Annotated in this window: 3 protein-coding genes and 1 pseudogene; all 4 read left to right on the top strand. The window is 68.1% G+C overall.

What is annotated here, in order from left to right; translation table 11 throughout:
- The coding region (locus A9O63_RS21470) for an urease accessory protein UreF (RefSeq protein WP_328585917.1) at nt 1–299 on the top strand (299 nt) is incomplete at its 5' end.
- On the top strand, nt 296–919 hold the full coding sequence (gene ureG, locus A9O63_RS21465) for an urease accessory protein UreG (protein ID WP_069333684.1): 624 nt from the start codon (nt 296–298) through the stop codon (nt 917–919). The genes A9O63_RS21470 and ureG, both read left to right, overlap by 4 nt.
- Nucleotides 920–1219: 300 nt before the next feature.
- On the top strand, nt 1220–2500 hold the full coding sequence (gene urtA, locus A9O63_RS21460) for an urea ABC transporter substrate-binding protein (protein ID WP_069333683.1): 1281 nt from the start codon (nt 1220–1222) through the stop codon (nt 2498–2500).
- A 62-nt stretch (nt 2501–2562) separates the two neighbouring features.
- A pseudogene (locus A9O63_RS21455) lies at nt 2563–2889 on the top strand (urea ABC transporter permease subunit UrtB); the annotation flags it as partial.

The following is a 2889-nucleotide window of genomic DNA, read 5'->3' as shown; positions in this document are numbered from 1 at the left end:
CGCGGCCGCTGCCGGTGGCGCTCGGGCAGGCGGCGGCCCCGCTCGGGCTGCCGGTGGCCGAGGTGCTGGCGCTGATGCTCCATGCCTTTGCCGCGAACCTCGTGTCGGCGGCGGTGCGCTTCGTTCCGCTGGGCCAGACCGAGGGGCAGGCCGCGCTTGCCGCGCTGCATCCGCTGATCGAGGAGATCGCGGCGGAGAGCGCAGAGGCCCCGCTCGACGCCATCGGCAGTGCCGCGCTGCGCGGCGATCTGGCGGCGATGCGGCACGAAACCCAGGAAGTGAGGATCTTCAAGACATGAGCCATGGACCCCTGCGCGTGGGGATCGGCGGCCCGGTGGGCGCCGGCAAGACGACCCTGACCGAGAAGCTCTGCGCGGCGCTCGCGCATCGCTGCTCGATGGCGGTCATCACCAACGACATCTACACCCGTGAGGATGCCGAGGCGCTGATGCGCGCGCAGGTGCTGCCCGCAGAACGGATCCGCGGCGTCGAGACAGGGGGCTGCCCCCACACGGCCATCCGCGAGGATGCCTCGATCAACCTCGCCGCCGTGGCCGACCTGCGCCGCGCCTTCCCGGACCTCGACCTGATCCTGATCGAATCGGGCGGCGACAATCTGGCCGCGACCTTCAGCCCCGAGCTGGCCGACCTGACCATCTATGTGATCGACACCGCCGCCGGGCAGGACATTCCCCGCAAGCGCGGCCCCGGCCTTACGCGCTCGGACCTGCTGGTCGTGAACAAGACCGATCTCGCGCCCCATGTCGGCGTGGATCTGGCCCGGCTCGAGGCCGACACGCAGGCAGCCCGGGGCCCCAGGCCCTATGTCATGGCGCGGATGCGGGCGGGCGTCGGCGTCGAGGCGATCGTGGCCTTCCTCGAACGCGAAGGCGGGCTCCAGCTCCTGCCGCAGGATTGAGCAGGCGGCGCCCCCGGGCGCCGCTTCGACACCGGATCTGCCTCTTTCAGGGTCGCGAGCCCGTGATCCGATGAATTTTTCGGCGTTTTCCACGCCGCCCCGCGGCCAGGCCGCAGCCCGTCTTGCCGCGTCCCCCGACCCGACGTCATCTGAAGCGGCGAGGAGCCAGAGACGCTCCGGCGCCCGCGGGCCGGAACAGGCCCCGCGGCGGATCAACAGGGGACTGCCAAGGCTTGACGGAACCACGACCGGCCCTCGGGACCGGACGGGCGGAGCCTTGCTGAAAAAGGACACAAGAGCATGAAGATGTTCCGGGCATATCTGATCGGCACGGCCCTCGGTCTGTCGCTCGCGGGCGGGGCGCTCGCGCAGGAGGACACGATCAAGATCGGCGTGCTCCATTCGCTCTCGGGCACGATGGCGATCTCCGAGACGACGCTGAAGGACACGGTCCTGATGCTCGTCGACCAGCAGAATGCCAAGGGCGGCCTTCTGGGCAAGAAGCTCGAGGCGGTGGTGGTGGACCCCGCCTCCGACTGGCCGCTCTTCGCCGAGAAGGCGCGCGAGCTGCTGACCGTGAACGATGTCGACGTGATCTTCGGCTGCTGGACCTCCGTCAGCCGCAAGTCGGTGCTGCCGGTGATCGAGGAGTTGAACGGCCTCCTGTTCTACCCTGTGCAGTACGAGGGCGAGGAAAGCTCGAAGAACGTCTTCTACACCGGCGCCGCCCCGAACCAGCAGGCGATTCCGGCGGTGGACTATTTCCTCGAGGAGCTGGGCGTCGAGAAGTTCGCCCTCCTCGGCACCGACTACGTCTATCCGCGCACGACGAACAACATCCTCGAAAGCTACCTGCAGCAGAAGGGCATCGCGAAATCCGACATCTTCGTGAACTACACGCCCTTCGGCCATTCCGACTGGTCGAAGATCGTGGCGGACGTGAAGGCGCTGGGCGCGGACGGCAAGAAAGTGGGCGTGATCTCGACGATCAACGGGGATGCGAACATCGGCTTCTACAAGGAACTCGCGGCCGCAGGCATCTCGGCCGAGGACATTCCCGTCGTGGCCTTCTCGGTGGGCGAAGAGGAACTCTCCGGCCTCGACACCTCGAACCTCGTGGGCCATCTCGCGGCCTGGAACTACTTCCAGTCCGCCGAAAGCCCCGAGAACGAGGCCTTCATCAAGGAATGGAAGGCCCGCATGGGCGAGAAGCGCGTGACGAACGACCCGATGGAGGCCACCTACATTGGCTTCAACATGTGGGTGAATGCCGTGACGGCTGCGGGCACCACCGACGTGGATCCGGTGGCCAAGGAAATGATCGGCCAGAAATTCCCGAACCTCACCGGCTCCGAGGCCGAGATGCTGCCGAACCACCATCTGACCAAGCCCGTGCTGATCGGCGAGATCCGCGACGACGGCCAGTTCGACATCATCTCGCAGACCGATCCGGTGCCGGGCGATGCCTGGACGGACTTCCTGCCCGACTCGGCCGTGCTCGAGTCCGACTGGGCCAAGCTCGACTGCGGCATGTACAACAGCGAGACGAAAAGCTGCGTGCAGATCAAGTCGAACTACTGACTTGACGGGGGCGGCTCGGGCCCGGGCCCGACGCCGCCTCCGCTCCCCCCGACGAGGTCCGAATGCGGTTTGTCCTGATCCTCCTCGCAGTGCTCGCCTCTGCGCTTCCCGTCCTCGCGCAGGGCACGCCCGCCGCGCAGATCCTCTCCGAGAACCGCGCCCTGATCGAACGGTCCTCGCGCCAGACCATCGGCCCGGTGATCGAGGCCCTGGCTTTCTCGGGCGATGCCTCGGCCGCAGCCATCCTCGACGCCTGGGCCGACCGGCGCCTGGGCTTTCGCGAAAGCGACGGCGCCTTCTTCCTGCTCGAGCCGGCCGAGGGCGGATGGGCGCTCCGCGACCTGGCGGGCGCCCCGGCGGGCACCGCCGGCCGGCGCGAGATCGCGCAG

Source organism: Cereibacter johrii, from assembly GCF_001720585.1.
Taxonomy (GTDB): domain Bacteria; phylum Pseudomonadota; class Alphaproteobacteria; order Rhodobacterales; family Rhodobacteraceae; genus Cereibacter_A; species Cereibacter_A johrii.
The sequence above is the reverse complement of the archived record's forward strand: the minus strand, read 5'-3'. Positions and strand labels throughout refer to the sequence as shown.